Genomic DNA, 24050 nt, shown 5'->3' on the forward strand with positions numbered 1-24050 from the left:
GGCTTGTCATGGCAGGCTACAGCGACAGATCGGGAGCGGCAATGGACACGGTGGCAGGGATCGATGCGGTACTGTTTTCACGCATCCAGTTCGGGTTCACGATCGCGTTTCATATCGTTTTCCCAGCCTTTACGATCGGGTTGTCGGCCTTTATCGCCACGCTCGAAGTGCTGTGGCTGCGTACCAGGCAAGCGCATTACCACACCCTGGCGCGCTTCTGGACCAAGATTTTCGCGGTATCGTTTGCCACGGGCGTGGTATCGGACATCGTCATGGAATACCAGCTGGGCACCAACTGGAGCCGCTTCGCCCAGATCATCGGCAATACCCTGGGGCCCTTGTTCAGCTATGAAGTGCTGACCGCCTTCTTCCTCGAAGCGAGCTTTCTCGGGATTATGCTGTTCGGCTGGAACCGCTTTCCTCCGTGGTTGCACACGCTCGCCTGTATCGCGGTCGCGTTCGGCACGGCGCTGTCCGGGTTCTGGATCCTGTCGGCCAACAGCTGGATGCACACGCCGGCCGGATTTGCCATGGAGCAGGGCGTCACGTATCCCGTCAGCTGGTCCGACATCATCTTCAATCCCAGTTTCCCGTACCGTTTCACGCACATGATGATCGCCGCCTACCTGACCACCTCGCTGGTGGTCTGCGCGACGGGCGCGCGCTACGCGCTGGCCGGACGTTTTGCGCCGGAAGCGCGCACCATGCTGCACATGGGCCTGGGCATGCTGGCGGTACTCGCGCCGCTGCAGGTGGCGGTGGGCGAGCTGCACGGCCTGAACACCTTGCAATGCCAGCCGGTCAAGATCGCGGCAATCGAGGCGCACTGGGATGGTTCGCGGCCGGCCCGCCGGTGCTGTTCGCCTGGCCCGACCGCGCCGCCGGCCGCAACCGCGCCGAAGTCGCCATACCGAAGCTGGGCAGCCTGATCGTCACACACGACTGGAATGGGCGTTTTCGCGGGCTGCTCGATTTTCCCGCCGACCAGCGCCCGCCGGTGGCGCCGGTGTTTTTCATGTTCCGGCTGATGGTCGGGCTGGGCTTGCTGATGATCGCCATCGGCTGGGTCGGGGCCTGGCTGTGGTGGCGCCAGTGCTTGCCAAGCACGCGCTGGTTCCTGCGGCCGCTGGCGCATGCCTGGCCGCTCGGCTTCGTCGCCATCCTGGCCGGCTGGACGGTCACCGAAACCGGGCGCCAGCCGTGGATCGTGTACGGCGTGTTGCGGACCGCGCAGGCGGTGTCGCCCGTCACGGCGGCCCAGGTCGTCACATCCCTGGCGCTGTTCGTGCTCGTGTATGTGCTCGTGTTTTCGATTGGCGTGTGGTACATCAGCCGGATGATCGGCAGCGGGCCGCAGGCCGCGCTGCCCGCGCCGGACATCCTGCCCAACCGTCCGCTGGCGGGCGGCCGGAGCGCGCCGCCGGCGCAGCCGCCAGTATTGCTGCTGGCACTGATTTTCCGCGGTGTGGCCTTCGAGTTCCGCTGGGTGGCCGGCAAGCACCAGCGCATCCGGGATGGCGCTTTTGCCGCCGGCTCGACCCTGGCCGCGTTCGCGCAGGGCGTGATCCTGGGCGGCTTGCTGCAAGAGATCCGGGTGCGCGACGGCCAGTTCGCAGGCGCTCCCTTCGACTGGCTGACCCCGTTCGCGCTCATGTGCGGGCTGGGGCTGGTCAACGGCTACGCGCTGCTGGGCGCGAGCTGGCTGCAGATGAAGACCGAGGGCGAGGTCGAAGGCAAGGTGCGCAGGATGGCGCCCGCCTTGCTGGCCGGATTGCTGGGGTTCATCGCGCTGGTCAGCGTCTGGACGCCGCTGCAGATTCCCCGCATCGCCCAGCGCTGGTTCAGCATGCCGAACATGGCTTACCTCGCCCTGGTGCCGGTGGCTACCGCGCTCAGCGCGTGGCTGTGCTGGCGCGGCATCCGCGGCGGACGTGGCGTGCAGGCGTTTGCGGCTGCGGTCGGCTTGTTCCTGCTGGCGGTGGCGGGGCTGGTGCTGTCGAACATGCCGTATGTGGTGCCGCCGGCGCTCACGGTCTGGCAGGCGGCGTCCCATCCCGGGTCGTAGCTGTTCTACCTGATTGGCGCGGCCATCCTGCTGCCGGTGATACTCGCTTATACGGTGCTGGTGTTCTGGCTTTTCAGGGGCAGGATCAGGGCGGGGGAGGGCTATCACGCGTGAGCGGCGGGATTCGCACAGGGCGCCGGCGCGTGCATTCTTGACGGAAATGTGCGACAACTTTCAGGCCGAGCTTGTAGGCTGCGGCTTTCGGGCGGCCGGCCATGCGCCGTCCACCGCACTTGAAGGAGACTCTCTTTGAATATCCAGGCCATCACCTCCCCGCTAGCGGGAATTGCCCCCGCCAACTGGCTGCTCGCCACCGCCGTGGCGGTCGGCAGCTATGTCATCCTGCACGGCGCCGTCGTGCTGTTTCGGCGCCACCTCGCCAAGCTGAGCGAGCAGGGACGGGCCGACCGCCCGGCCGCCGAATTGCTCAAGGCCACCCTGGCGCGCACCAGCAAGCTGGCGCTGGTGGTCACCGCGCTGCTGTTGGGGCTGACGGTGCTCGACCTCGGCGCGCCGTGGGACGACCGGGTGCGCCATCTGTGGTTCATCGCCCTCGGCGCCCAGCTGGCGCTGTATCTGGACCGCGCGCTCAGCGTCGGCGCGCAGCGCTACTTCCGCAGCCGCGCCAGCGCGCCGGAGGCGCCCGCCACCGTCGCCAACACCCTCATGGTGTGGGTACTGAAAACCGTGCTGTGGGTGGTGTTTTTGCTGGCCGTGCTGTCCAATCTGGGCATCGATGTGTCGACCCTGGTGGCCAGTCTGGGCATCGGCGGCATCGCCGTTGCGCTGGCGGTGCAAAACATTCTCGGCGACTTGTTCGCCTCGCTATCGATCGCCGTCGACAAGCCGTTTGAAGTGGGCGATTCGATCAGCGTCGCCGGGTTCTCGGGCAATGTCGAACACGTGGGCCTGAAGACGACCCGCATCCGCTCCGACAGCGGCGAGCAGATCGTCATCGCCAACGCCGAGCTGCTGAAAAATACGCTGCGTAACTTCAAGCGCATGTCGACCCGGCGCGTGCAGTTTTCGCTGCGCGCCAATCCGTCGACCACCACCGCGCAGGCGGCCCAGGTGCCGGCGGCGCTGCGCGCCATCATCGAAGCGCAGGAGGGCGTGCGCTACGACCGCGTGCACCTGAAAAGCGTGACCCAGGAAGCGCTCGAATTCGATGTCGTGTTCCATGTGCTCGATCCTTCCTACGGGCGCTACATGGATGTCCAGCAAACCATCCTGCTGGCCGCGATGGAAGCGTTCGAGCAACTGGGCGTGTCGACGGTGGGCGCCTCGCGCCATGTGCTGATCGAGCGTGTCGCGCGGGCCGCCAGTGCCGCGCCGGCGGCGCCCGTCAAGCCGGGGGCGGCGCTGCACAATATTGTGTCGACGCGCAAGCAGCCGGCCTGAATCGGCGTTTTGCAGCGGTAACGAAATGGCATGCGCCGGTGTTTCCGCGCACAATGTCGTCCAGGAGGAATGCGCACTATGGATACCGCAGTCAGATTTCCCACCACGCCCAAGGCAATCCGCGCGCGCCCGCTCACGCTGTGCGCCCGCATGAACGTCGAGAAAGCCTTCCAGGCGATCATGCGCAATTGCCTCGACCAGATCGAGGCCAACGAACACGGCGTGGTCAAGTACCACGACGTCGAAAGCCTGCACCAGATGCGGGTCGGCCTGCGCCGCCTGCGTTCGGCCCTGGGCATGTTCGACGAGGTGCTCAGCCTGCCCGTGGCGCTGCGCCAGGAGCTCGACTGGCTGGTTTCCCAGCTGGGACCGGCGCGCGACTGGGATGTGCTGGCCGGGTCGACCTTGGCGCGCATCGCCGGCACGGTCGATGCGGACACCCAGCTGGTGCGCGTGCAGCACGCCGCCGCCGACCAGGCCGTGGCCCTGCATGCGGTGGCCGGCGCGGCCGTCGTATCGGAGCGCTACCAGAACCTGATCGGCAGCCTGGAGCGCTGGCACGACGAACGCGGCTGGCGTGCGATGCAGCTGCCGGCCGACAGGGTGCGGCTCAAGCTGCGCATTGGCGACTTCGCCAAGGGCATCCTGGAAAAGGACCAGCAGCGCCTTCTCAAGCGGGGCCGCAAGCTGAAAGGCGCCGATCCCGCGGCGCGCCACCGGGTCCGCATCGCCGCCAAGAAAACGCGCTACGCCGCCGAATTTTTCGCCTCCCTGTATCCGCAAAAAACCGTGCGGCCCTACGTCAGGGCGCTGGGCCGTTTGCAGGATGAACTCGGCTTGATGAACGACGCCAGCGTGGCGGACCGTCTGCTCAGGGAGTTGAGCGAGAGTAATGACGAAATAAAGGTTGGCGCCGGCTTCCTGCGCGGCTACCTGGCGTCGCATGTGCGCCAGGGCGGCTGCAAGTTGCGCAAGCTTTGGAAGCGCTTTGTAGCGCTGGGTGCGCCGGGATAGGGGGAAGTTGCGAACGCCGTCAAGGGCACCGTCCGCAAAGCCCCGGTGGTACGGCGGCTGGGCGAGGAGCCGCGCTTCGGATACAATGCGATGATTGCAATGTTGCAATTGTAAATGGTCAAGGGCAAGTATGCCGCGACCGCGATCCACCGCCCCTTCGATGGCGCCTCCCGGCGCGTCGACGCTTTCCGAAAGTGCGTATGCGTCCCTTCCTGTCCCTTGCCCTCGCTGCCTTGCTGGCCGGCTGCTCTTCGTCCGGCCCGGTTCAAACCGGCAAGGATACGTATATGATCGCCAAAACCAGCGGCGGCGGCATGTTTGTCTCCGGCGCCACGGTCAAGGCAGACCTGATCCAGGAGGGCGTGGCCTTCTGCGCCAAAAACGGCAAGACGCTCGAACTGATCAGCGGAGTAGGGAAAAACGCCATTCCATTCGCGCGCACCTCGTCCGCCGAGATCAGCTTCAAATGCGTCGGCGACTAAACAGCCGTTCAGCACACGTTGGTTCCTCGGCCCGCAAGGACGCGCCGCGTATCGGGTCGTCGCGAGGAGGATTGGTGTGGTTCGTCAGCGCAGCGGTGGCGGAAGCATTGCCTCATTGGCCGCAAGCGTGCTGCGGATGGCGTAGCGCGACGGCGCGCGGGCATGCCGGGTACGCCCATTGCGCGCGCGATGTGCAATCGCCGCCGACAGATTGGTCCCTCCGACAAGAATCGAACTTGTATCCCACGCTTAGGAGGCATGTGCACTATCCATTGTGCTACGGAGAGGACGCTGTGATTCGGCGTTCGGCGCCCGCCTTGGCTGGCCCGGTGTCGCGAATCGACCGCAATTATAGCCGAGGATGGCGCCCTAAATGGCGGCAAATTCGGTGTCACCTGTCCCAAGTCGGTACAATGCGTGCTTCATTCATTCATCTGGCCGGTTTTCCGGCCTGCGCACTTACCCTCTATGGCTGTCATTTCACTCTCGTCGGCGCAACTTGCGTTCGGCCACGTCGCGTTGCTCGACCACGCGGAATTTTCCCTTGAAACCACGGAGCGCGTCGGTCTGATCGGGCGTAACGGCACCGGCAAGTCCTCCTTGCTGAAAACCATCTCGGGCAAATTCAAGCTCGACGATGGTCTGCTGGTGATGCAACAAGGCATCAAAATCGCCTATGTCGAGCAGGAACCGACCTTCGATCCGGCCATGTCCGTGTTCGATGCGGTCGCCGCCGGCATGGGTGGCCAGGCCGCCATGCTGGCCGAATACGAAGCATTGACCGGCCAGTTCGGCCAGGGCGACGACGATGCGCTGATGGAACGCATGCACGACCTGCAAGTGCAGCTCGACGCGACCGATGGCTGGAGCATGCAAAACAAGGTCGACACCACCCTCGACCGCCTCAGCCTGTCCGGTGATTCGCTGATGGGCACCTTGTCGGGCGGGATGCAAAAGCGGGTCGCGCTGGCCGTGGCCCTGGTGTCCGCGCCGGACGTGCTGCTGCTCGACGAGCCGACCAACCACCTCGACTTCCGCTCCATCCTGTGGCTGGAAAGCCTGCTGCGCGATTTCAAGGGCTCGGTCCTGTTCATCACCCACGATCGTAGCTTCCTCGACAATGTCGCCACCCGCATCATCGAACTCGACCGCGGCAAGCTGCTGTCCTATCCGGGCAATTTCACGGCCTACCAGACGCGCAAGGCCGAACAGCTGGAAATCGAAGAAGTCGAAGCGGCCAAGTTCGACAAATTCCTGGCCCAGGAAGAAGTCTGGATCCGCAAGGGCGTCAAGGCGCGCAGGGTGCGCGACGAAGGCCGCGTGCGCCGCCTGGAAGCGCTGCGCCTGTTGCGCGCCGCGCGCCGCGACCAGCAAGGCCAGGTCAAGCTCGAAGTGTCTTCGGGCGAGCGCTCGGGCAAGATCGTGGCGGACCTGGAAAACGTCTGCAAGGCCTATGGCGACAAGGTCATCGTCAGCAACTTCAGCGGCACCATCCTGCGCGGCGACAAGGTCGGGCTGATCGGCGCCAACGGCGCCGGCAAGACCACCCTGCTGAAAATGATCCTGGGCGAAGAGCAAGCCGACAGCGGTTCCGTGCGTCTCGGCACCAAGCTGCAGGTCGCGTACTTCGACCAGATGCGCGCCCAGCTCAATGAAGAAGCCAATCTGATGGAAACCATCGCCCCGGGCAGCGACTGGGTCGAGATCAATGGCGCGCGCAAGCACGTCATGACGTACCTGAACGATTTCCTGTTCGCGCCGGAACGGGCCCGTTCGCCGGTCAAGTCGCTCTCCGGCGGCGAGCGCAACCGCCTGCTGCTGGCGCGCCTGTTCGCCAAGCCGGCCAACTGCCTGGTGCTCGATGAGCCGACCAACGATCTGGACATCGATACCCTCGAATTGCTGGAAGAGTTGTTGGAAGACTACACCGGCACCGTGTTCCTGGTCAGCCACGACCGCACCTTCCTCGACAATGTCGTGACCCAGGTGATCGTGGCCGAAGGCGAGGGCAACTGGCGCGAATTCGTCGGCGGCTATACCGACTGGGAGCGCGTGAAAGGCCAGATCCAGGCCCAGGGCAATGCCTCTACGCCAAAGGCGGCTGTTAAAACTCCTACAACATCCTCTGGTGTTCCTGTTGCTAAAAAGGTAAAATTAAGTAACAAGGAACAGCGCGAGCTCGAAGAGCTGCCATTATTGATAGCCAGCCTGGAGGACGAGCAATCGGCCATCACGCAGCAACTCAATGCACCGGACTTTTACAGGACCAACCCGGCCGATGCCAAGCGCCTCAACACGCGCTTTGCCGAAATCGATCAGCTTCTGAGCGATGCGCTGGAAAAGTGGGAACTGATTGAAGCCCGTTCAAAGGGATGATCCCCATAGACGAATAAACAGGAGCAGGCGTGTGCCTGGCAGATGAAGAACCATGTCCGAACGCAATGAACAACCCGACCTGACGGCGCCTGCCGCTGCCAACGTTCCGATGTTCAGTCGCTCGGCCTGGGCCCGCATCCTGCCGTTCCTGGTCTATATTTTCTTCATCATCGCGGTCGATGTCCTGACGCGCCTGGGTGTCGACGCCCAGGCCTTGCGCTGGATGTATGCCCTCAAGATCGGCGCCGTCCTCGCCACTCTGGCCTGGTTCCGGCGCGATTACACCGAGCTGCATGGCTGGCGCCTGGGCGCGCCGGCCGCCGCTGTCGCCGTCATCGTTGGTGTGGCGGTGCTGGTGCTGTGGGTCAGCCTGAACGCGGACTGGATGGTGATCGGCGCGCCCGACGGCTTCAATCCCAGCACCGGCGGGCGCATTGACTGGCTGATGGTGGCCGTGCGCATCGCCGGCGCCGCCCTGGTCGTGCCCGTCATGGAAGAATTGTTCTGGCGCTCGTTTTTGATGCGCTGGATCGATTCGGACCATTTCGAGTCGCTTGATCCAGCGCAAATAAGCCTCAAAAGTTTTGTGATCGGGGTGGTCCTGTTTGGATTTGAGCATAACCTGTGGCTGGCCGGGATCGTCGCCGGCGCCGCCTATTCCTTGTTGTACATGAAACAACGCAGCCTGTGGTCATCCATCCTCGCGCACGCCGTCACCAACGGCCTCCTCGGGCTGTGGATTGTGCGAACAGGAAATTGGACATACTGGTAATATCTCGCCAATTCGAAATGACTTGAACAAAGACTAACAAATGCCTTCCTCCTTGCCATCACATCCACACCGCCCACGCCTGGCGCGGGGCGCCGCCGCGCTGGCGCTGGCCCTGGGCGCCAGCGCCGCGACGCCGGCCTGGGCCGGACCGTCCGATGCGCTGCACGTTTACGGCGGCCTCGGCTATTTCCATGACGACAACCTGTTTCGCCTCGACGATGCCGCTCCCGGTTACGACAACCAGCGCAGCGATTCGGCGCGCCAGAGCGTGGCCGGCGTCATTTTCGATAAAACCTACAGCCGCCAGCGCATCCAGCTGCAGGGCAAGCTGTCGAAAGTATCGTACTCGCACTTTGAGCAGCTCGATTACGATGGCAAGGATTTCCAGGGTACCTGGAATTGGCAGCTTGGCAACCATCTGGAAGGCAGCGTCGGCGCCACCTACGCCCAGAGCCTGGCGCCGTACACCGATTTCCAGAGCCGCGAACGCAATCTGCGCGTGCAGCGCCGCCAGTTCGTCGACGGCGCCTGGCGCATGCATCCGAGCTGGCGCGTGCGCGGCGCCACGTCGCGCGACAAGTATACGTATGAGCTGGCGTCGCAGCACTACAACGACCGCACCCAGGACACGGTCGAAACCGGCTTCGACTACCTGCCGCGCAGCGGCAGCAGCGTCGGCCTGGTGGCGCGCCGCCTGACCGGCAAGTACCTGAACCGGCGCATCATCGGCGGCCAGGCGCGCAACGACGATTATGAGCAGGATGAAGTGAAGGCGCGCGTGGTCTGGCGCGCCACGCCCATCGTCACCGTGCAGGGCCTGGCCGGCTACGCCAGGCGCAAGAACGCCGAGGCGGGCCCGCACGATGTCGGCGGCTTCAACGGCAGGGTCACTGCCGATTACACGCCGCGCCAGAAGCTGCGCCTCAATACCGCGCTGTGGCGCGAGTTTGCCGCCATCGATAACTATTACTATACTTTCAGCCTGAACCGCGGCGCCAGTCTCGGCGCCAGCTGGGATGCCATGGCCAAGGTACGCTTCGACGCTTCCCTGAGCGTGGAGCAGCGCGCCTACGAAGGCCGCCTGCTGCCCAACTCGCCGGGCGACCTGAGCGACACATCGCGCACCGCCACTTTCGGCGCCACCTGGGTTCCAGTTGAGACAGTGCAATTTTCTACCTCTTTCATCCACCAGGAGCGCAACGGCGCCCAATTCCTCGGTAATGGAAGTTTCAAGGCGAACACGGTTTCAGTGAACGCCAATGCGCAGTTCTAAAGGTGCCCATGACGGTCAATGACATCCCCTTAATTTCGTTCTTCCAGCGCGTGCTCGATCCCCTGATCATCATGGGGACCCTGTACGTCTCGTCGATGTTCTTCCACGAGCCGTTTACCGGGTATTCGCTGGTCTTGATGATTCTCGCCTTCTTCGTCTCGTCCGCCGTCTACCAGCACGTCGATCCCTACCGCACCTGGCGCAGCGGGCGCATGCTCGCCTATATGCGCGACACCGTGTTCGGCTGGGTGCTGACCGTGTGCGTGCTGCTGTTCCTCGGTTCGGCCAGCGGACTGTCGTATTATTACGACAACAAGGTGGTACTGGCCTGGTTCATCGCCACCCCGGTCGTGATGCTGGTGAGCCACCTGGCGGTGCGCCGCGTCTCCGTCGGCCCCGGCAACAATACCGAAATGCGCTCGGTGGTGGTGATCGGCGCCAACGACGTCGGCATCAAGTTCGCCGGCATCTGCGAGCGCCACAAGAACCTGTTCATGCAGATGCACGGCTTTTTCGACGACCGTACCGCGGACCGCCATCCGGCCAACCTGCGCCATCCGATGCTGGGCAAGATGGCCGATATCGCCGCCTATGTGCGCGAACATAACATCAAGATGATCTTCATCAGCCAGCCGATCTCGGCCCAGCCGCGCATCCGCAAGCTGCTCGACGAGCTGCAGGACACCACCGCCTCGGTCTATTTCCTGCCCGATATCTATGTGTTCGACCTGATGCAGGCGCGCTTCGACAATGTCGGCGGCATGCCCGTGATCGCCATCTGCGAAACCCCGTTCATGGGCTTGAACAGCATGGTCAAGCGCACCAGCGACATCGTGCTCGGCCTGATCATCCAGCTGATGCTGCTGCCGATCATGCTGGTCATCGCTTGCGCCGTGAAATTCACCTCGCCGGGGCCGGTGATCTTCCGCCAGCGCCGCTACGGCCTGTACGGGGAGGAAATCATCGTCTACAAGTTCCGCTCGATGACCGTGACCGAGAATGGCGACACCGTCGTGCAGGCGCGCAAGGGCGACCAGCGCATCACCCGGGTCGGCGCGTTTTTGCGCAAGAGTTCGCTGGACGAACTGCCCCAGTTCTTCAATGTGCTGCAGGGACGCATGAGCATCGTCGGCCCGCGTCCGCACGCGGTGGCGCACAACGAGCAATACCGCAAGCTGATCAAGGGCTACATGCTGCGCCACAAGGTCAAGCCCGGCATCACCGGCTGGGCCCAGGTCAACGGCATGCGCGGCGAAACCGAAACCCTGGACAAGATGGAAGCGCGCATCCAGTACGATCTCGACTACCTGCGCAGCTGGTCGCTCTGGCTCGACCTGTGGATTATCGTCAAGACGGTCAAGGTGGTGTTCAGCCGCGAGAATGCGCACTAATACAACAAGACGGATTAAGCCGGCCTTAATCCGCTACCGCAGTGCAGCAAAAGTTGTTTCGTCGTCATCAACAACGCGCTAGAATGAAGGCCCCGCGGGCGCCTTTGCGTTGCCCGCCGGCCATGATGCGGGGCGGAATAGCAATACCATTTAAACGCATCGATTTGCCGATGTGTGTAATAATCCCGGCAATCTCGTTGTGTATTAATCAAGCTTTATAAACAAAATTGAGGAATAAATTGAACAACTCCACCCTGGCCATGTCGCCGCCATCCCACAAACGCTTGCTGTGCGCCGCTCTCATGGTTGCGCTCGCCGGACTTGCCGGCTGCGGCAACAAAGACAGCAAGCCCAAGGTGGGCCAGGCGCTGGTCAGCGTGAATGGAGAAGAGATCACCGAGCTGCAACTGAGCGAAGAACTGATGCTGGCCAACGTGCCGCCGGCCCAGCAGGCCGAGGCCAGCAAGAAGCTGGTCGAAGCCCTGATCGACCGCCAGCTGCTGCAAAATGAAGCGGCCAAGGAAAAGGCCGACCGCGATCCGAAAGTGGTGCAGGCGATCGAACGGGCCAAGGCCCTGATCATCGCCCAATACTATATGCAAAAGAAAGTCGGCTCCGTGGCCCGTCCGAGCGCCGCCGACATCAGCCAGTACTACACCAGCAACCCCGACTTTTTCGCGGCCCGCAAGCAGTTCGACATGAAGCAGCTGGTGATCCAGTCGAAAGACCTGAGCGAGGAAGTCAAGAAGGTGGCCGAGAACGCCAAGTCGCTCGACGACGTCGCTGTCTGGTTCGACACAAACAAGATCAAGTATATGCGCGCCCAGGCCTCGCGCACCACCTCCGACCTGGCGCCGGAAATGTCCGCCAAGCTCAAGAGCATGCCGAAGAACCAGCTATTCATCGTCAAGGAAGGCGAGCGCAGCATGCTGGTCGCTATCGTCGACGTGCGCGACAATCCGGCCTCGCTCGAGGTGGCGTCGCCCCAGATCGAGAAATTTCTGTTCAATAAGCGCACCAAGGAAGCCGCCGATGCTGAACTCAAGCGTCTGCGCGCCGCCGCCAAGATCGATTACCTGAAAACCCCGGCCCTGGCCGCGGCCCCGGCCGCAGGCACGGTGCCGGCCGCTCCAGCGCCGGTCGCGGCCACTCCCGCGCCGGCCCAGCCCGATGCAACCCCGGCCACTAGCGATGCAGCCACCGCGCGCGGCGTGGCAGGCTTGAAATAAGCGGCCCCGGCCGCCGTTCCGACAACTGAAACTGATTAGAGGTGAAACAATGAAACAACTGGTACACGGCCTGATGGCTTTCCTGATGACCATGACGATGGGCGCCGCCATGGCGGCCGACCTGCTGCTCGGACCGGGCGACGTGCTCAAGGTCTCGGTCTACGGCAGTCCCGACCTGAGCCTGGAAACCCGGGTCAGCGAAGGCGGCAATATCAGCTTCCCCCTGATCGGCCAGGTGCCGGTGGCCGGCCTGTCGGCGGCGGCGGCGGAAAAGAAAATCGCGTCCATGCTGGAAGCGGGCAACTTCGTCAAGAAGCCGCAAGTGAACGTGATCGTCACCGCCGTGCAGAGCCAGCAGGTATCGGTGCTGGGCCAGGTTAACCGCCCGGGCCGTTACCCGATCGAAGGCAAGCGCAGCCTGATCGACTTGCTGGCCATGGCCGGCGGCATCAACGGCGAAGGCGGCGACAGGGTCAGCCTGATCCGCACCCGTGACGGCAAGACCACGCGCGAGGAAATCGATGTCATCGAAATGGTCCGCGCCGGCCAGCTGGCCAAGGATTACGCCTTGTCGGGCAACGACGTGCTGTATGTCGAGCGCGCGCCGAAATTCTATATCTACGGCGAAGTCCAGCGTCCAGGCGCGTTCCGCCTCGAACGCTCGATGACGGTGGTGCAAGCCCTGTCGGCCGGCGGTGGCTTGTCCATGCGCGGCACCGAGCGCGGCCTGGTGATCAAGCGCCGCGATGCGGACGGCAAGATCCGCCTGATCGACGCCAAGCAGGACGACCTGCTGCAAGTGGACGACGTTGTCTTCGTCAAGGAAAGCTGGTTTTAATTTTTTGGCCAGGGCCCCGGGCCCTGGTCCGTGCCCGTGCCCCCGGCCGCCGCACCATATCGAGAGTTGCTAAATGAATTTATCCCAGTTCCTGCTGATTTTGTATGCCCGCAAGTACATCATCCTCGCGACCCTGCTGGTCACCGTCACCCTGACCCTGATGGTCAGCCTGTCGATGCCCAAGACTTACCAGTCCACGGCGTCTGTGCTGCTCAACTACAAGGGTGTCGATCCGCTGACCGGGATGGCAATGCCGAGCCAGCTGTTGCCTGGCTATATGGCGACCCAGATCGACATCATCAGCAGCAAGAATGTGGCCGGGAGGGTCGTCGACCAGCTCAAGATGGCCGACAACCCGACCGTGGTCGAACAGTTCAAGAAAGCCACCGGCGGGCGCGGCACCGTGCGCGACTGGCTGGCCGACCTCTTGATTCACAAGCTCGACGTGGTGCCATCGCGCGAAAGCAGCGTGGTCGAAATCAATTTCAAGGGCGCCGATCCGCAGTTCGTGGCGGCCGTGGCGAATGCCTTCGCCGAGGAATACCAGAAGCTGAGCATCGAACTGAAGGTCGAGCCGATGAAAAAGGCCGCCGCCTATTTCAACGAGCAGACCAAAATGCTGCGCGGTAACGTGGAAGCGGCCCAGAGCCGCCTCTCCAAGTACCAGCAAGACAATGGCATCGTCAGCGTCGATAACCGTCTCGATGTCGAATCGAACCGCCTCAACGACCTGTCGGCCCAGCTGGTCGCGGCCCAGGGCCAGGCCATGGAAGCCAATTCGCGCCAGGGCATGGCGCAGGGTTCGCACGGCGCCGATTCGCCCGACGTGGCCGCCAATCCGCTGGTGCAGAACCTCAAGGTGCAGCTGGCCGGCGCCGAATCGCGCCTGGCCGATGTGGGCCAGCGCCTGGGCCAGAACCATCCGCAATACCTGAGCATCAAGGCCGAAGTCGACAAGATCAGCGCCAACCTGGCTTCCCAGCAGCGCTCTGCCTCCAGCAGTGTCGGCAACAACGCCGCCATCCTGCAGCAGCGCGAAGCGTCCGTGCGCGCCGCGCTGGCGGCCCAAAAGGCCAAGGTGCTGGAACTGAACCGCAGCCGCGATGAACTGGGCGTGCTGGTCAAGGATGTCGAGAGCGCCCAGCGCGCCTTCGACGTCACCTCGCAGCGCTTTTCGCAAACCCGCATCGAAGGCGCCTCCGAGCAGTCCGATATCGCCGTGCTCAATCCGGCCACCGCGCCGCTGGGCGCCAACGGCCCGCGCGTGATGCTCAACACCATGCTGTCGGCTTTCCTGGGCGTCATGCTGGGCCTTGGTTTTGCCTTGCTGGCCGAAATGATCGACCGCCGCGTGCGTTCCGAAACCGATATGGCCGAAGTGCTGCAGATGCCGGTCCTCGGCGTGATCGACTGGACCGCGCCAAAGCGCCGCCGCTACAGCGCGATCAATTCGCTGCTGCCGCGCCGCCTGCGCCTGGGCTAGCAAGCCCGCGCCCGAACCAACAATAGGAAACACCATGACGCAGACCGAGCTTTCCCTCGCCGCTTCCGAGAAAATAAAACGCGCCGATTCGAGCATCGGCCATATGCTGCTCGAATCGGGCAAGATCACCCCTGAAAACGCCGAGCGCGTGCTGCGCATGCAGAAGGAACTGGGGATCCGCTTCGGCGAAGCCGCCCAGCGCCTGGGCCTGATCAACGAAGCCGATATCCAGCAAGTGCTGGCGCGCCAGTTCGATTATCCCTACCTGCAGCCGGGCGAGGGCAGCTATTCGCCCCACCTGGTGGCCGCCTACGATCCGTTCAGCCCGCAGGTCGAAACCCTGCGCGCCGTGCGCAGCCAGCTGATGCTGCGCTGGTTCGCGCGCGGGCGCAAGTCGCTCACCGTGGTCGGCATCGACCGCGGCGACGGCGCCAGCCTGTTCGCGGCCAATCTGGCGGTGGTGTTTTCCCAGCTCGGCGAACATACCCTGCTGGTCGACGCCAACCTGCGCACCCCGGCCCAGCACACCATCTTTAACGTGGCCGCCAAACAGGGCTTGTCCGATGTGCTGGCCGGCCGCGCCGACCTCGACGTCACGGCCCATGTCGGCTCCTTCCTCGACCTGTCGGTGCTGGGCGCGGGAACCTTGCCGCCGAACCCGCAGGAACTGCTCAGCCGCAGCAATTTCGCCGGCCTGAACGCCCAGCTCGAATCGAAATACGATGTCACCCTGTACGACGTGGCCGCCAGCCAGACCGGGCTCGACGCCCTGGTATTGGCCGCCCGCACCGGCGGCGTGCTGATCGTCGCGCGCAAGAACAAGACCCATATGGGCGACGTCAATGCCCTGGCCGAACAGGTCGCCCAGAACGGCGCCGTGGTGGTCGGGTCCGTGCTCGTGGACTTCAAATGAGCAGCCAGGCCAAGTCGACCCTGGCGGCCGGCCTGTCCGGCCACGGCGCGCTGCCGTCCTGGGCCCCGATCGCGCTCGGCGTGCTGCTGATGTATGTGCCGAGCTTTTACGATATGTTCACCGGCCTGTGGTCGACCGAAGAGCAGGCCCACGGCCCGATCATCCTCGGCATTTCGCACTGGCTGCTGTTCCGCAACTGGGGCCAGATGCTGGCCGCCAGCGAAGACCAGCGCGGAAGCTGGCTCGGCTGGCCGCTGCTGGTGCTGTCCGTGTTCGTGTATTTCATCGGCCGTTCCCAGGGCATCGCCATCTTCGAGATCGGCTCTTACCTCGGCACCCTGATGTCGCTGGTCCTGCTCATGCGCGGCACGCGCGCGCTGCGCGTACTGTGGTTCCCGTTTTTCTTCATGCTGTTCATGCTGCCGCTGCCGGGTTCCCTGGTCGACATGCTGACCATGCCCATGAAAACCGCGGTCTCCTGGGTGGTCGGCAATGTGCTGTACTGGGTCGGCTATCCGATTTCGCGCAGCGGCGTCATTCTCCAGATCGGCCAGTACAAGCTGCTCGTGGCCGACGCCTGCGCCGGCCTGCACACCTTGTTTACCCTGGAAGCGCTGGGCCTCTTGTACCTGAACGTGGTGCGCCATAACTCCTTGTTCCGCAACGTCACCCTGGCCATCCTGATCGTGCCGATCTCCTTCATTTCCAACGTGATCCGCGTGATGGTGCTGACCCTGATTACCTATCACCTCGGCGACGCGGCCGGGCAGGGCTTCCTGCACGGTTTCGCCGGCATGGTGCTGTTCGTCTCGGCCTTGCTGCTCATCATCGGCACCGATTCCCTGCTGCGCTTCGGCGCCTCCGACAAGGAAGCGCTGCCCCTGTTCGCCAGCGAAGCGGGCCCGCCGGCCCTGTCGGCCAACTACGGCCCGCTGCGCATGGCCATCGGCGCCGCGCTGCTGATGGGCGCGGCCCTGCTGGCCACGGTGGCCATCAAGCCGCAGAAAATGCTGGCCGACAGCATGCCCGCGATTAACCTGGAAACCAGCGTGCCGGCCGCCTTCGGCGACTGGAAGATCGATCCCGACGCCGTGGCCATGGTGCCGTCGTCCGTGCAGCAGGAAAAAGTGGCGACGATCTACAGCCAGACCCTGTCGCGCACCTATGTCAACAGCCGCGGCCAGCGCGTGATGCTCACCATCGCCTACGGTTCCAACCAGACCCAGTCGATGCGCGCCCACCGCCAGGAAGTCTGCTACGCGGCCCAGGGCTTCCAGATCCGCGAGCTGCACACGGAAAACCTCGTCATCGACGGCTTGCCGGTGCCGGTCACGCGCATGGTCGCCAGCAATGGTCCGCGCATCGAACCGGTCACCTACTGGTTCACCATGGGCAGCAGCGTCGTGCGCAGCTACCTCGACCGCCAGGTGGTGCAGCTCAAGTATGCCCTGTCGGACTTCATTCCGGATGGCTACCTGTTCCGCGTCTCGGCCATCGAAGCCGACGACAAGGCCGCCTTCGCCGCCCAGGATGCGTTTGTCAATGCCTTGATGAAGCACGTTGCGCCACCCGTACGCGCCAAGCTGATCGGCGCTCCTGCGTGATGCGCGGTGGATTGAACGCAAGGGGGCCGGCATGATCGAGCACCCGGTTCCCCGGTCGCGCCGCTACAAGGCGGGCGGCAGCGGCAAGCTGAAGGCGATTGCCGGCGTGATCGCCCTGCTGATGCTGGCCGCCCTGTTCGGCGCCGCCGTGCCGACCCTGGGCGTGCTGGTGCCCCTGGCCGTGATCCTGGCCACCGTCGGCCTGTGGGTCATGCTCGACTTCCGGGTCGGGGTGGCTTTCGCCGTGGTCATCATGCCGCTGTCGCCGCTGAGCTTTTTTCCGCGCGAAATGTTCGGTATCCGCGGCTTGAATCCCCTCAACCTGATCCTGATCGCCACCATCGTCTCCTACATCGTCCATGCCGGCTTGCGCCGCTGGAAGGACCCGATCGCGCCCGGCCGCCTGCTCGGCTGGTACATCTTGCCGATCCTGGCGGCTTGCCTGGTCGGCATGAACAATATCGACTTGATTCCGCCGCGCTTCGAAGCCGAGCGCATGATCCAGTTCAATAATGCGAGCGGCTATATCCGCGACGTCTTCATCAAGCCGCAATTTTTGGTCATGCTCTCCCTGATGGTCGGCTTGTCGGTGCGCCACAGCAAGCGTCCGGAAAGATTCATGTACCTGATGCTGGTCTCGGGCTGGGTGCTGTGCGTCCTGATGTCCTGGCTGATCGTCACCAGCGGCATGTCCCTGCGCCAGCTGGCCTCGCCCCTGGCGCGCACCTTCCTCGGCAAGCTGAACATGCACGCCAACGAACTGAGCCTGGTGCTCAACATGCTGTACTCGCTGACCCTGTTCTCGATTCGCGAAGAAATCCCGCAAACCACCAAGCGCCTGCTGTTCGTCTCGGCCATCGTGTTCGCCGTCTGCGTGCTGATGACCTTCTCGCGCGGGGGCTTTGTCGGCTTCATTTTGATCAACCTCGTGTACTTCTGGAAGCGCATCAGCGTCAAGACCGTGATCATGGGCGTGCTGGTGGCCGGCTGCATCGGCCCCTTCGTGCTGGCGCCGATCCTGGAGCGGGCCCTGACCGGGGTCGAGGGCGGCGACCGCGGCGCCGTCACCGCCGGCCGGGTCGACGGCATCTGGCTGCCGCTGCTGCCTTACGTGCTGGCCGAGCCGGTCTTGCCGCATGGCGTGTTTTCCATCCTCTGGAGTCCGCCCGTGCGCCTGAACAAGATGCTGCCGGTGGCCCAGACCCACAGCGCCTGGCTGGGCGGACTGATGGACATGGGCCTGATCGGTTTCGGCTTCATGCTCGCTTTCCTGCTGTTCGTGCGGCGCGAATTCATCCGCCTGTCCAAGGAGCATCCCGTGCCGGCCCTGCAGGGCATGTTCGCCGGCGGCGCCGTGCTGGTGCCGCTCTGGTTCATCCAGGGCGTGACCGACGACCACTTCACGCCGACCTTCGCCCAATCGTATTTCTGGATCGCCCTCGGCATCCTGATGGGTTGCGGCGGCGTGTTCCGGCACAAGAAAAAGACCAGGGATGTCAATAAATTCAAAGCGCCCGTCTTCCCGACAGACGAGTTCGGCAATATTCGAAAGGTAATGTAGCAACATGACGGTAACCGAATCGGCAGGCAAGCAACCCCGGCGCATCTGCATGCTTAACTATTACGCCTGGGGTGTCATCGCCGACCTCGACGGCAAGAAAGTCCACATCGGCGGCGAGGAAGTGCAGCACGCCCTGATGTCGCGCTACCTGGCCAAAAGCGGCCTGGACGTCACGTCGGTGGTGGGCGACTTCGGCCAGCAAGCGCTGGAGCAGGTGGGCGGCGTGAAAGTGCGCAAGACCTTCAAAAAGACTGCCGGCCTGCCGGGCCTGCGCTTTTTCGCTCCGCGCCTGACCTCGACCTGGGCCGCCATGCGCGCCGCCGACGCCGATGTGTATTACGTCAGCTGCGCCGGCGCCAATGTCGGCATCGCCGCCGCCTTTTGCCAGCGCCACAAGCGGCGCCTGGTGTTCCGCATCGCCTCCGATTCCGATTGCGCGCCCGATACCCTGCTGCTGTCCGGCGCGCGCGACCGCATGCTGTACCACTATGGCTTGCGGCGCGCCGATGCCATCCTGGCGCAAACCGACAAGCAGGCCGAACTGCTGATGAAGAACTATGGCTTGCACGCCGACGTGGCCGGCATGTTTTCGGACGTGCCCGAGACGATCCTCGCTCCGGCGGCGCGCGCCACCGACTTGCTGTGGCTCGCCAATATGCGCTCGATGAAGCGCCCCGAATGGTTCGTCGACATGGTGCGCAAGGTGCCCGAACTGGTGTGCGAAATGGCCGGCGGCGCCCATCCGGAAGAGCTCGACCTGTACGCGCGGGTGGAGCAGGGCGCGGCCAGCCTGCCCAATCTGCGCTTTCACGGCCAGGTCAAGTTCGGCTCGACCCGCAAGCTGTTCGCCAACGCCCGCATTTTCGTCAACACCTCGTCCTTCGAGGGCTTTCCCAACACCTATCTGCAAGCCTGGGCCAACGGCGTGCCGGTGGTCGCCACCTTCGATCCGGACGGCATCATCGCGCGCCTGGGCCTGGGTGTGGCCGTCACCGATATCGATGGCGCCGTGGCCGCCGCGCGCGCCTTGCTGGCCGATCCGGCCGAACTGGCCGCCTGCAGCGCGCGCTGCCGCGCCTACGCGCAAACCCGCCTGGCGCCCGACACGGTGGCCGCGCCCTATCTGTCGGCGCTGCTCGCATGAACCTTCAACAACGCCAACACTTGCGCATGCTGTGGCGCTCCGACCTGTACCGCCACCTGGCCGGACGCAGCGGCTGGAAGGCCGGCCTGCGCGCCTATCGCCTGGTGCCGGGCTTCCGCTTCCTGTTCTGGCTGCGCCTGGCCGCCTGCACGCGCGGCTCGGGCGGCCTGTGGAAGCTGGCCCATTACGGGGCCCGCTTCATGCACAAGCATTATACTTTTAAATTCGGCATTTCGATTCCCTACGATACGCGCATCGGGCCGGGTTTTTATATCGGGCACTTCGGCGGCATCGTGGTCAACAGCCAGGCCGTGATCGGGCGCAACTGCAATATTTCGCAGGGCATCACCATCGGCCAGCTCAACCGGGGCGAGCGCAAGGGCGTGCCTACCCTGGGCGACAATATCTATATCGGCCCCGGCGCCGTGATCGTGGGCGCCATTTCCATCGCCAACGGCTGCGCCATCGGCGCCAATGCCGTCGTCACGCGCGACCTGGGCGAAAACTCGGTCGCGGTCGGCATTCCGGCCCGGGTCATCTCGACCCAGGGCAGCGAAGGTTATGTCGACCACTGCGATTATCCCGATGCGTAGCGCGGTGGCGGCATGACGGCGCCCAGCCTGAAACGCGGCGCGGTATCGCTGACGGCGGCCAATATGCTCGACTTCGGCCTGCAATTCCTGCTGCCGATCGCGCTGGTGCGCCTGTTGCCGACCTCGGCCTTCGCCGATTACCGGCTGGCCTGGCTGGCGATCGCCACCGCGATGGCGGTGGCGCCGTTCGCGCTGCCGCGCAGCCTGTTCTACTTCCTGCCGCGCACCGAGCAAGGCGCGCGCGCGCCCTATGTGCACCAGACCCTGCTGATGCTCCTGTTTTCCGGCGCGCTGGCTGGCCTGTTGCTGGGCCCCTGGAATCCGCTGCTGCCGGCCAGCCTGCGCGCCATCGACAGCGCGGCCTGGTTCATGCCCGCCTTCCTCGCCCTGTGGGTGGCCGCCAACCTGCTCGAATACCTGCCCAACGCCGGCGGCGATGTGCCGGGCCAGGCCCGCATCATCGTCGGCCTGGCCGTGCTGCGCGTGCTGATGGTGGCCGCGGCCGCCTGGTCCGGGCGCGCCGACGTGGTCTTCGGCGCCCTGGTGCTGTACGCCGCCATCAAGGTCGCCTTGCTGCTGGTGCATATCGGCCGCCAGTACGGCTGGAAGGTATTCCCGCTCGACCGCGCCGCGCTGCGCACCCAGACCGTCTACGCGCTGCCGTTCGGGCTGGCCTCGGCCCTGTTCCTGCTGCGCGGCCAGGCCGACCAGTGGGTCGCCGCCGCCGTGTTTCCGGCCTCCGCCTTTGCCGCCTTTTCGATCGGCGCGGTCATCATGCCGGTCGTCGCGCTGGTCAGGAACAGCGTCAATAATGCGATCGCGCCGCGCCTGTCGGCCCTCGAATCGGGAAAGGACCAGGCCGGCATGCTGCGCCTGAACCAGCGCGCCAACCTGGCCGCCGCCTTCGTGCTGCTGCCGACCCTGGCGCTGTCGGCGGTGCTGGCGGTGCACATCGTCACCGTCGTCTACACCGCCAAATACCTGATCGCGGCCGACGTCATGCGCATCAATTCGCTCGCGCTGCTGGGCGTGGCGGTCGAGGTCAGCACCCTGACCGTGGTGCTCAACCAGGGCCGCTTCCTGCTCATGGCCGACGGCGCCATGCTGTTCATCAGCCTGGGTGCCGGCTTTCTCGGCGCCACCCTGTTCGGCATTCCGGGCGCCGCGCTCGGCAATGTCGTGACCCTGGCCGCCGGCAATGCCTTCAGCTTTTGGCGCGTCTCGCGCGTGACCGGCGTGCCGGTGCGCCACCTGCAGCGCTGGAATACCCTGTTCCGCATCCTCGGCGCCGCCCTCGGCGCGGGGCTACTTTCGTCCGCGTTCGACCATGCCGACCTGGTCGCCGCACCCTTCATCGAAGCGCTGCTGATCGGGGTCGTGTATCTCATTTCGTATGTCGCGCTGCTCAAGCTGGCCGGTGTCATGGCCGAGGCGCGCGCCCTGTTTACGCACCAAGCGCCACCCCCAACTCCCTCCACTCAGGATTAATCATGCCCGCTACGCAAAAACTGCTCTTCGTCTTCGGTACCCGTCCCGAGGCGATCAAACTGGCCCCGGTGGTCCTGGCCGCGCGCGCGCACGGCGGCTTCGAGGTCGTCGTCTGCGTCTCCGCCCAGCACCGCGAGATGCTCGACAGCGTGCTGGCCTTCTTCGGCATCGTGCCCGAGTTCGACCTGAACCTGATGAAGCCGGGCCAGACCCTGACTGGCGTCACCACGGGCGTGCTCGACGGCCTGGTGCCGGTGCTCGAACAAGTCCGTCCCGACTGGATGATCGTCCAGGGCGACACCACCACCGCCTTTGTCGCCGCGCTGGCCGCCTTCTACGCCAAGGTCAAGGTGGCCCACGTCGAAGCCGGTCTGCGCACCGGTAACATCTACGAACCGTTCCCGGAAGAGATGAACCGCAAGCTGGTCGGCGCGATCGCCGAAATGCACTTCCCGCCGACCGCCCCGGCGCGCCTGAACCTGCTGCGCGAAGGCATCGCCGAAGAACGCATCCTGATCACCGGCAACACCGGCATCGATGCCCTGTACCTGGTGCGCGCGCGCCTGGCGACCGACCCGGCCTGCCGCGCCCAGGTCACGGCCGCGCTGGCGCCGCAAGGCCTGGAGCGCTTCATCGGCCCGCGCCGCCCATTCGTGCTGGTCACCGCGCACCGCCGCGAAAGCTTCGGCGCCGGCTTCGAAGCCATCTGCACCGGCATCGCCGAGCTGTGCGCGCGCTATCCGGACATCGATTTCGTGTTCCCGGTACACCCGAACCCGGCCGTGCGCGGCGCGGTCGACCAGTATCTGGTGCCGTCCGGTTTCGCCAACCTGGTGCTGTGCCAGCCGCTCGACTACCTGCCGTTCGTGGCCATGATGATCAACGCTTCCGTGGTGCTGACCGATTCCGGCGGCGTGCAGGAAGAAGCGCCCAGCCTGGGCAAACCGGTGGTGGTGATGCGCGACGTCACCGAGCGCATGGAAGGCACGGCCTCGGGCATGGTGCACCTGGTCGGCCCCAACCGCGAGCGCATCGTGGGCGCCGTGGCAAGCTTGCTCGACGGCGCCCTGGGCGACGGCGCGGGCGGCAATTTCTATGGCGATGGCCACGCCTCCGAGCGTATCCTGGACACCCTGGCCGGTTTTGGAGAGCGCGCTTGAAAGTACTTGCCATTTGCTACTACGCGCCGCCCAAGCTGACGCCGCAGGCGATCCAGATCGGCCGCCAGTTGTATCACATGGATGCGCAGGTGAGCTTGCTGCACGCCGACGATGCCGAGCATTCCAACGCCTACGACCAGTATCCGGATTTTTTCCAGCGCATCCGTTCCCTGTGCGTGCTCAATCCCGGCACCTTGCTCAAGGGGCGCCTGCAGCGCATCGCGCGCCGCCTGTATCCGGATTACGGCAACACGCCCGACACCCTGGGCCGCTGGCGCGCCAGGGCGCAGCCGGTGGCGCTGGCCCACATCGCGGCCGAGCGCCCCGACGTGCTGGCCAGCTTCGGCGTGCCGATGAGCGACCACTTGCTGGCGCTCGAGCTCAAACGCGCCACCGGCCTGCCGTGGCTGGCGCACTTCAGCGACCCCTGGGCCGGCAATCCCTTCCATGACTATTACACGCCCAAGGCGCACCAGGTCAATGCCGAGCTGGAGAAAAGCGTGATCGAGGCCGCCGACCAGGTTCTGTTTACCTCGGCCCGCACGCTCGACATGGTGATGGGCAAATACCCGGCGGCCTGGCGCGCCAAGGCCGCCGTGCTGCCGCACGCCTGGGACATGGAGCACTTTCCCGCCCTGGCCGCGGCGCCGGCGCCAGCCGCGCAGCCGGCCGATGGCCGCCGCGTGATCCGCCATATCGGCGCCTGCTACGGCGCCCGTTCGCCCGAGCCGCTGTTCAAGGCCCTGGCGCGCATGCTCGAACGCCAGGGCAGCGCGCTCGACGGCGTGCGTTTCGAATTCGTCGGTCCCCTGCAAAAGACCTTTCTGAACCTGCCGGCCCTGACCTCCCTGCCGCCCGGCCTGGTAACCCTGAGTGGCCAGGTGCCCTACCGCGAATCCTTGCGCCTGGCGCGCGCATCGGATGCCCTGCTGGTGATCGACGCCCCCAGCGCCACCCCGAGCGTGTTTTTGCCGAGCAAGCTGGTCGAATACATCGGCGCGCGCCGCCCGGTCTGGGGCATTACCTCGCCCGGCACCTCGGCCGACCTGATCGCCGAATGGGCCGCCAGCCCGGACGCCTGCGCCGCCCCGGACGATATCGAAGCCATCACGCGCATGCTGCGTGTCGGCCTGGCGAGCCTGGAAGCGGGCGTGGCCCCGGTGCTGCCCGAGGACGTGGCCCAGCGCTTCGCGCCCGAGCGCGTATCGCACGCGCTCAAGGGACATCTGCAGCAAGCCATCGACCGCAGCCGGGCGCTCTGAT

20 protein-coding genes and 1 tRNA gene are annotated in these 24050 nt (G+C 64.8%); 20 read left to right on the top strand and 1 reads right to left on the bottom strand.

Annotation, left to right across the window (positions count from 1 at the left end):
* Positions 1–41 precede the first annotated feature (41 nt).
* The 5 genes from IV454_RS16880 to IV454_RS16895 all read left to right on the top strand — a co-directional run bounded on the left by IV454_RS16880 (position 42) and on the right by IV454_RS16895 (position 4962).
* Positions 42–929, top strand: a complete 888-nt coding sequence (locus IV454_RS16880) for a cytochrome ubiquinol oxidase subunit I (protein WP_282961338.1) — start codon at positions 42–44, stop codon at positions 927–929.
* Positions 854–2065, top strand: coding sequence for a cytochrome ubiquinol oxidase subunit I (locus IV454_RS33705; protein ID WP_282961426.1), 1212 nt, complete (start codon positions 854–856; stop codon positions 2063–2065). Before IV454_RS16880 ends, IV454_RS33705 begins: the two co-directional genes overlap by 76 nt.
* A 249-nt stretch (positions 2066–2314) precedes the next feature.
* Positions 2315–3466: a mechanosensitive ion channel family protein gene (locus IV454_RS16885; protein WP_206087028.1), complete on the top strand. Its 1152-nt coding sequence runs from the start codon at positions 2315–2317 to the stop codon at positions 3464–3466.
* Between the two features lie 78 nt (positions 3467–3544).
* Positions 3545–4480, top strand: a complete 936-nt coding sequence (locus IV454_RS16890; protein WP_206087029.1) for a CHAD domain-containing protein — start codon at positions 3545–3547, stop codon at positions 4478–4480.
* Positions 4481–4680: 200 nt separating this feature from the next.
* Positions 4681–4962: a hypothetical protein gene (locus IV454_RS16895; RefSeq protein ID WP_206087030.1), complete on the top strand. Its 282-nt coding sequence runs from the start codon at positions 4681–4683 to the stop codon at positions 4960–4962.
* 212 nt (positions 4963–5174) lie between these two features.
* Here the strand turns inward: IV454_RS16895 and IV454_RS16900 are convergent.
* A tRNA-Arg gene (locus IV454_RS16900) sits at positions 5175–5249 on the bottom strand.
* Between the two features lie 181 nt (positions 5250–5430).
* Here IV454_RS16900 and IV454_RS16905 point away from each other — a divergent pair.
* From IV454_RS16905 to IV454_RS16975, 15 genes are all read left to right on the top strand, one after another.
* Positions 5431–7338, top strand: coding sequence for an ATP-binding cassette domain-containing protein (locus IV454_RS16905; RefSeq protein ID WP_206087031.1), 1908 nt, complete (start codon positions 5431–5433; stop codon positions 7336–7338).
* A 52-nt stretch (positions 7339–7390) separates the two neighbouring features.
* Positions 7391–8110: a CAAX prenyl protease-related protein gene (locus tag IV454_RS16910; protein WP_229521652.1), complete on the top strand. Its 720-nt coding sequence runs from the start codon at positions 7391–7393 to the stop codon at positions 8108–8110.
* 52 nt (positions 8111–8162) lie between these two features.
* Entirely contained in the window at positions 8163–9383 is a 1221-nt protein-coding gene (epsL, locus tag IV454_RS16915) for an XrtB/PEP-CTERM-associated polysaccharide biosynthesis outer membrane protein EpsL (protein ID WP_229521653.1), read from the top strand.
* 8 nt (positions 9384–9391) lie between these two features.
* Complete coding sequence (locus IV454_RS16920) at positions 9392–10774, top strand: undecaprenyl-phosphate glucose phosphotransferase (protein WP_054266996.1); 1383 nt, start codon at positions 9392–9394, stop codon at positions 10772–10774.
* Positions 10775–11013: 239 nt separating this feature from the next.
* Positions 11014–12003, top strand: coding sequence for an EpsD family peptidyl-prolyl cis-trans isomerase (locus IV454_RS16925; RefSeq protein WP_229521654.1), 990 nt, complete (start codon positions 11014–11016; stop codon positions 12001–12003).
* A gap of 49 nt (positions 12004–12052) precedes the next feature.
* Positions 12053–12841, top strand: coding sequence for a polysaccharide export protein EpsE (gene epsE, locus IV454_RS16930; RefSeq protein WP_054266997.1), 789 nt, complete (start codon positions 12053–12055; stop codon positions 12839–12841).
* Between the two features lie 73 nt (positions 12842–12914).
* A complete protein-coding gene (epsF, locus tag IV454_RS16935; RefSeq protein ID WP_206087032.1) occupies positions 12915–14324 on the top strand; it encodes a chain length determinant protein EpsF in 1410 nt (469 codons plus the stop codon).
* Positions 14325–14358: 34 nt separating this feature from the next.
* Positions 14359–15237 carry a chain length determinant protein tyrosine kinase EpsG gene (gene epsG, locus IV454_RS16940; protein WP_054266999.1) on the top strand — a complete coding sequence of 293 codons (879 nt, stop codon included), beginning with the start codon at positions 14359–14361 and terminating at the stop codon, positions 15235–15237.
* Entirely contained in the window at positions 15234–16841 is a 1608-nt protein-coding gene (gene xrtB / locus IV454_RS16945) for an exosortase B (RefSeq protein WP_206087033.1), read from the top strand. The genes epsG and xrtB overlap by 4 nt, the downstream gene beginning before the upstream one ends.
* Positions 16842–16872: 31 nt before the next feature.
* Complete coding sequence (locus tag IV454_RS16950) at positions 16873–18402, top strand: O-antigen ligase family protein (protein WP_206087034.1); 1530 nt, start codon at positions 16873–16875, stop codon at positions 18400–18402.
* A gap of 4 nt (positions 18403–18406) precedes the next feature.
* A complete protein-coding gene (locus IV454_RS16955; RefSeq protein WP_082692466.1) occupies positions 18407–19546 on the top strand; it encodes a glycosyltransferase family 4 protein in 1140 nt (379 codons plus the stop codon).
* Positions 19543–20139, top strand: coding sequence for a serine O-acetyltransferase (locus IV454_RS16960; RefSeq protein ID WP_054267002.1), 597 nt, complete (start codon positions 19543–19545; stop codon positions 20137–20139). The genes IV454_RS16955 and IV454_RS16960 overlap by 4 nt, the downstream gene beginning before the upstream one ends.
* Before the next feature lie 12 nt (positions 20140–20151).
* Positions 20152–21627, top strand: a complete 1476-nt coding sequence (locus IV454_RS16965; protein WP_206087035.1) for a lipopolysaccharide biosynthesis protein — start codon at positions 20152–20154, stop codon at positions 21625–21627.
* 2 nt (positions 21628–21629) lie between these two features.
* Positions 21630–22787, top strand: coding sequence for a non-hydrolyzing UDP-N-acetylglucosamine 2-epimerase (wecB, locus tag IV454_RS16970; protein WP_206087036.1), 1158 nt, complete (start codon positions 21630–21632; stop codon positions 22785–22787).
* On the top strand, positions 22784–24049 hold the full coding sequence (locus tag IV454_RS16975; protein ID WP_206087037.1) for a glycosyltransferase family protein: 1266 nt from the start codon (positions 22784–22786) through the stop codon (positions 24047–24049). The genes wecB and IV454_RS16975 overlap by 4 nt, the downstream gene beginning before the upstream one ends.
* The last annotated feature ends 1 nt before the right edge of the window (position 24050 follow it).

Origin of the sequence: Massilia antarctica (assembly GCF_015689335.1) — a bacterium.
Classification (GTDB): domain Bacteria; phylum Pseudomonadota; class Gammaproteobacteria; order Burkholderiales; family Burkholderiaceae_D; genus Telluria_A; species Telluria_A antarctica.

What these genes read in the sequence shown, in the direction of transcription:
- IV454_RS16960 (WP_054267002.1), top strand. Translation starts at nt 19,543, where the DNA reads ATGAACCTTCAACAACGCCAACACTTGCGCATGCTGTGGCGCTCCGAC.
- IV454_RS16920 (WP_054266996.1), top strand. Translation starts at nt 9,392, where the DNA reads ATGACGGTCAATGACATCCCCTTAATTTCGTTCTTCCAGCGCGTGCTC.
- IV454_RS16955 (WP_082692466.1), top strand. Translation starts at nt 18,407, where the DNA reads ATGACGGTAACCGAATCGGCAGGCAAGCAACCCCGGCGCATCTGCATG.
- epsG (WP_054266999.1), top strand. Translation starts at nt 14,359, where the DNA reads ATGACGCAGACCGAGCTTTCCCTCGCCGCTTCCGAGAAAATAAAACGC.
- IV454_RS16905 (WP_206087031.1), top strand. Translation starts at nt 5,431, where the DNA reads ATGGCTGTCATTTCACTCTCGTCGGCGCAACTTGCGTTCGGCCACGTC.
- wecB (WP_206087036.1), top strand. Translation starts at nt 21,630, where the DNA reads ATGCCCGCTACGCAAAAACTGCTCTTCGTCTTCGGTACCCGTCCCGAG.
- IV454_RS16910 (WP_229521652.1), top strand. Translation starts at nt 7,391, where the DNA reads ATGTCCGAACGCAATGAACAACCCGACCTGACGGCGCCTGCCGCTGCC.
- IV454_RS16890 (WP_206087029.1), top strand. Translation starts at nt 3,545, where the DNA reads ATGGATACCGCAGTCAGATTTCCCACCACGCCCAAGGCAATCCGCGCG.
- xrtB (WP_206087033.1), top strand. Translation starts at nt 15,234, where the DNA reads ATGAGCAGCCAGGCCAAGTCGACCCTGGCGGCCGGCCTGTCCGGCCAC.
- IV454_RS16880 (WP_282961338.1), top strand. Translation starts at nt 42, where the DNA reads ATGGACACGGTGGCAGGGATCGATGCGGTACTGTTTTCACGCATCCAG.
- IV454_RS16950 (WP_206087034.1), top strand. Translation starts at nt 16,873, where the DNA reads ATGATCGAGCACCCGGTTCCCCGGTCGCGCCGCTACAAGGCGGGCGGC.
- epsE (WP_054266997.1), top strand. Translation starts at nt 12,053, where the DNA reads ATGAAACAACTGGTACACGGCCTGATGGCTTTCCTGATGACCATGACG.
- epsF (WP_206087032.1), top strand. Translation starts at nt 12,915, where the DNA reads ATGAATTTATCCCAGTTCCTGCTGATTTTGTATGCCCGCAAGTACATC.
- IV454_RS16895 (WP_206087030.1), top strand. Translation starts at nt 4,681, where the DNA reads ATGCGTCCCTTCCTGTCCCTTGCCCTCGCTGCCTTGCTGGCCGGCTGC.
- IV454_RS16965 (WP_206087035.1), top strand. Translation starts at nt 20,152, where the DNA reads ATGACGGCGCCCAGCCTGAAACGCGGCGCGGTATCGCTGACGGCGGCC.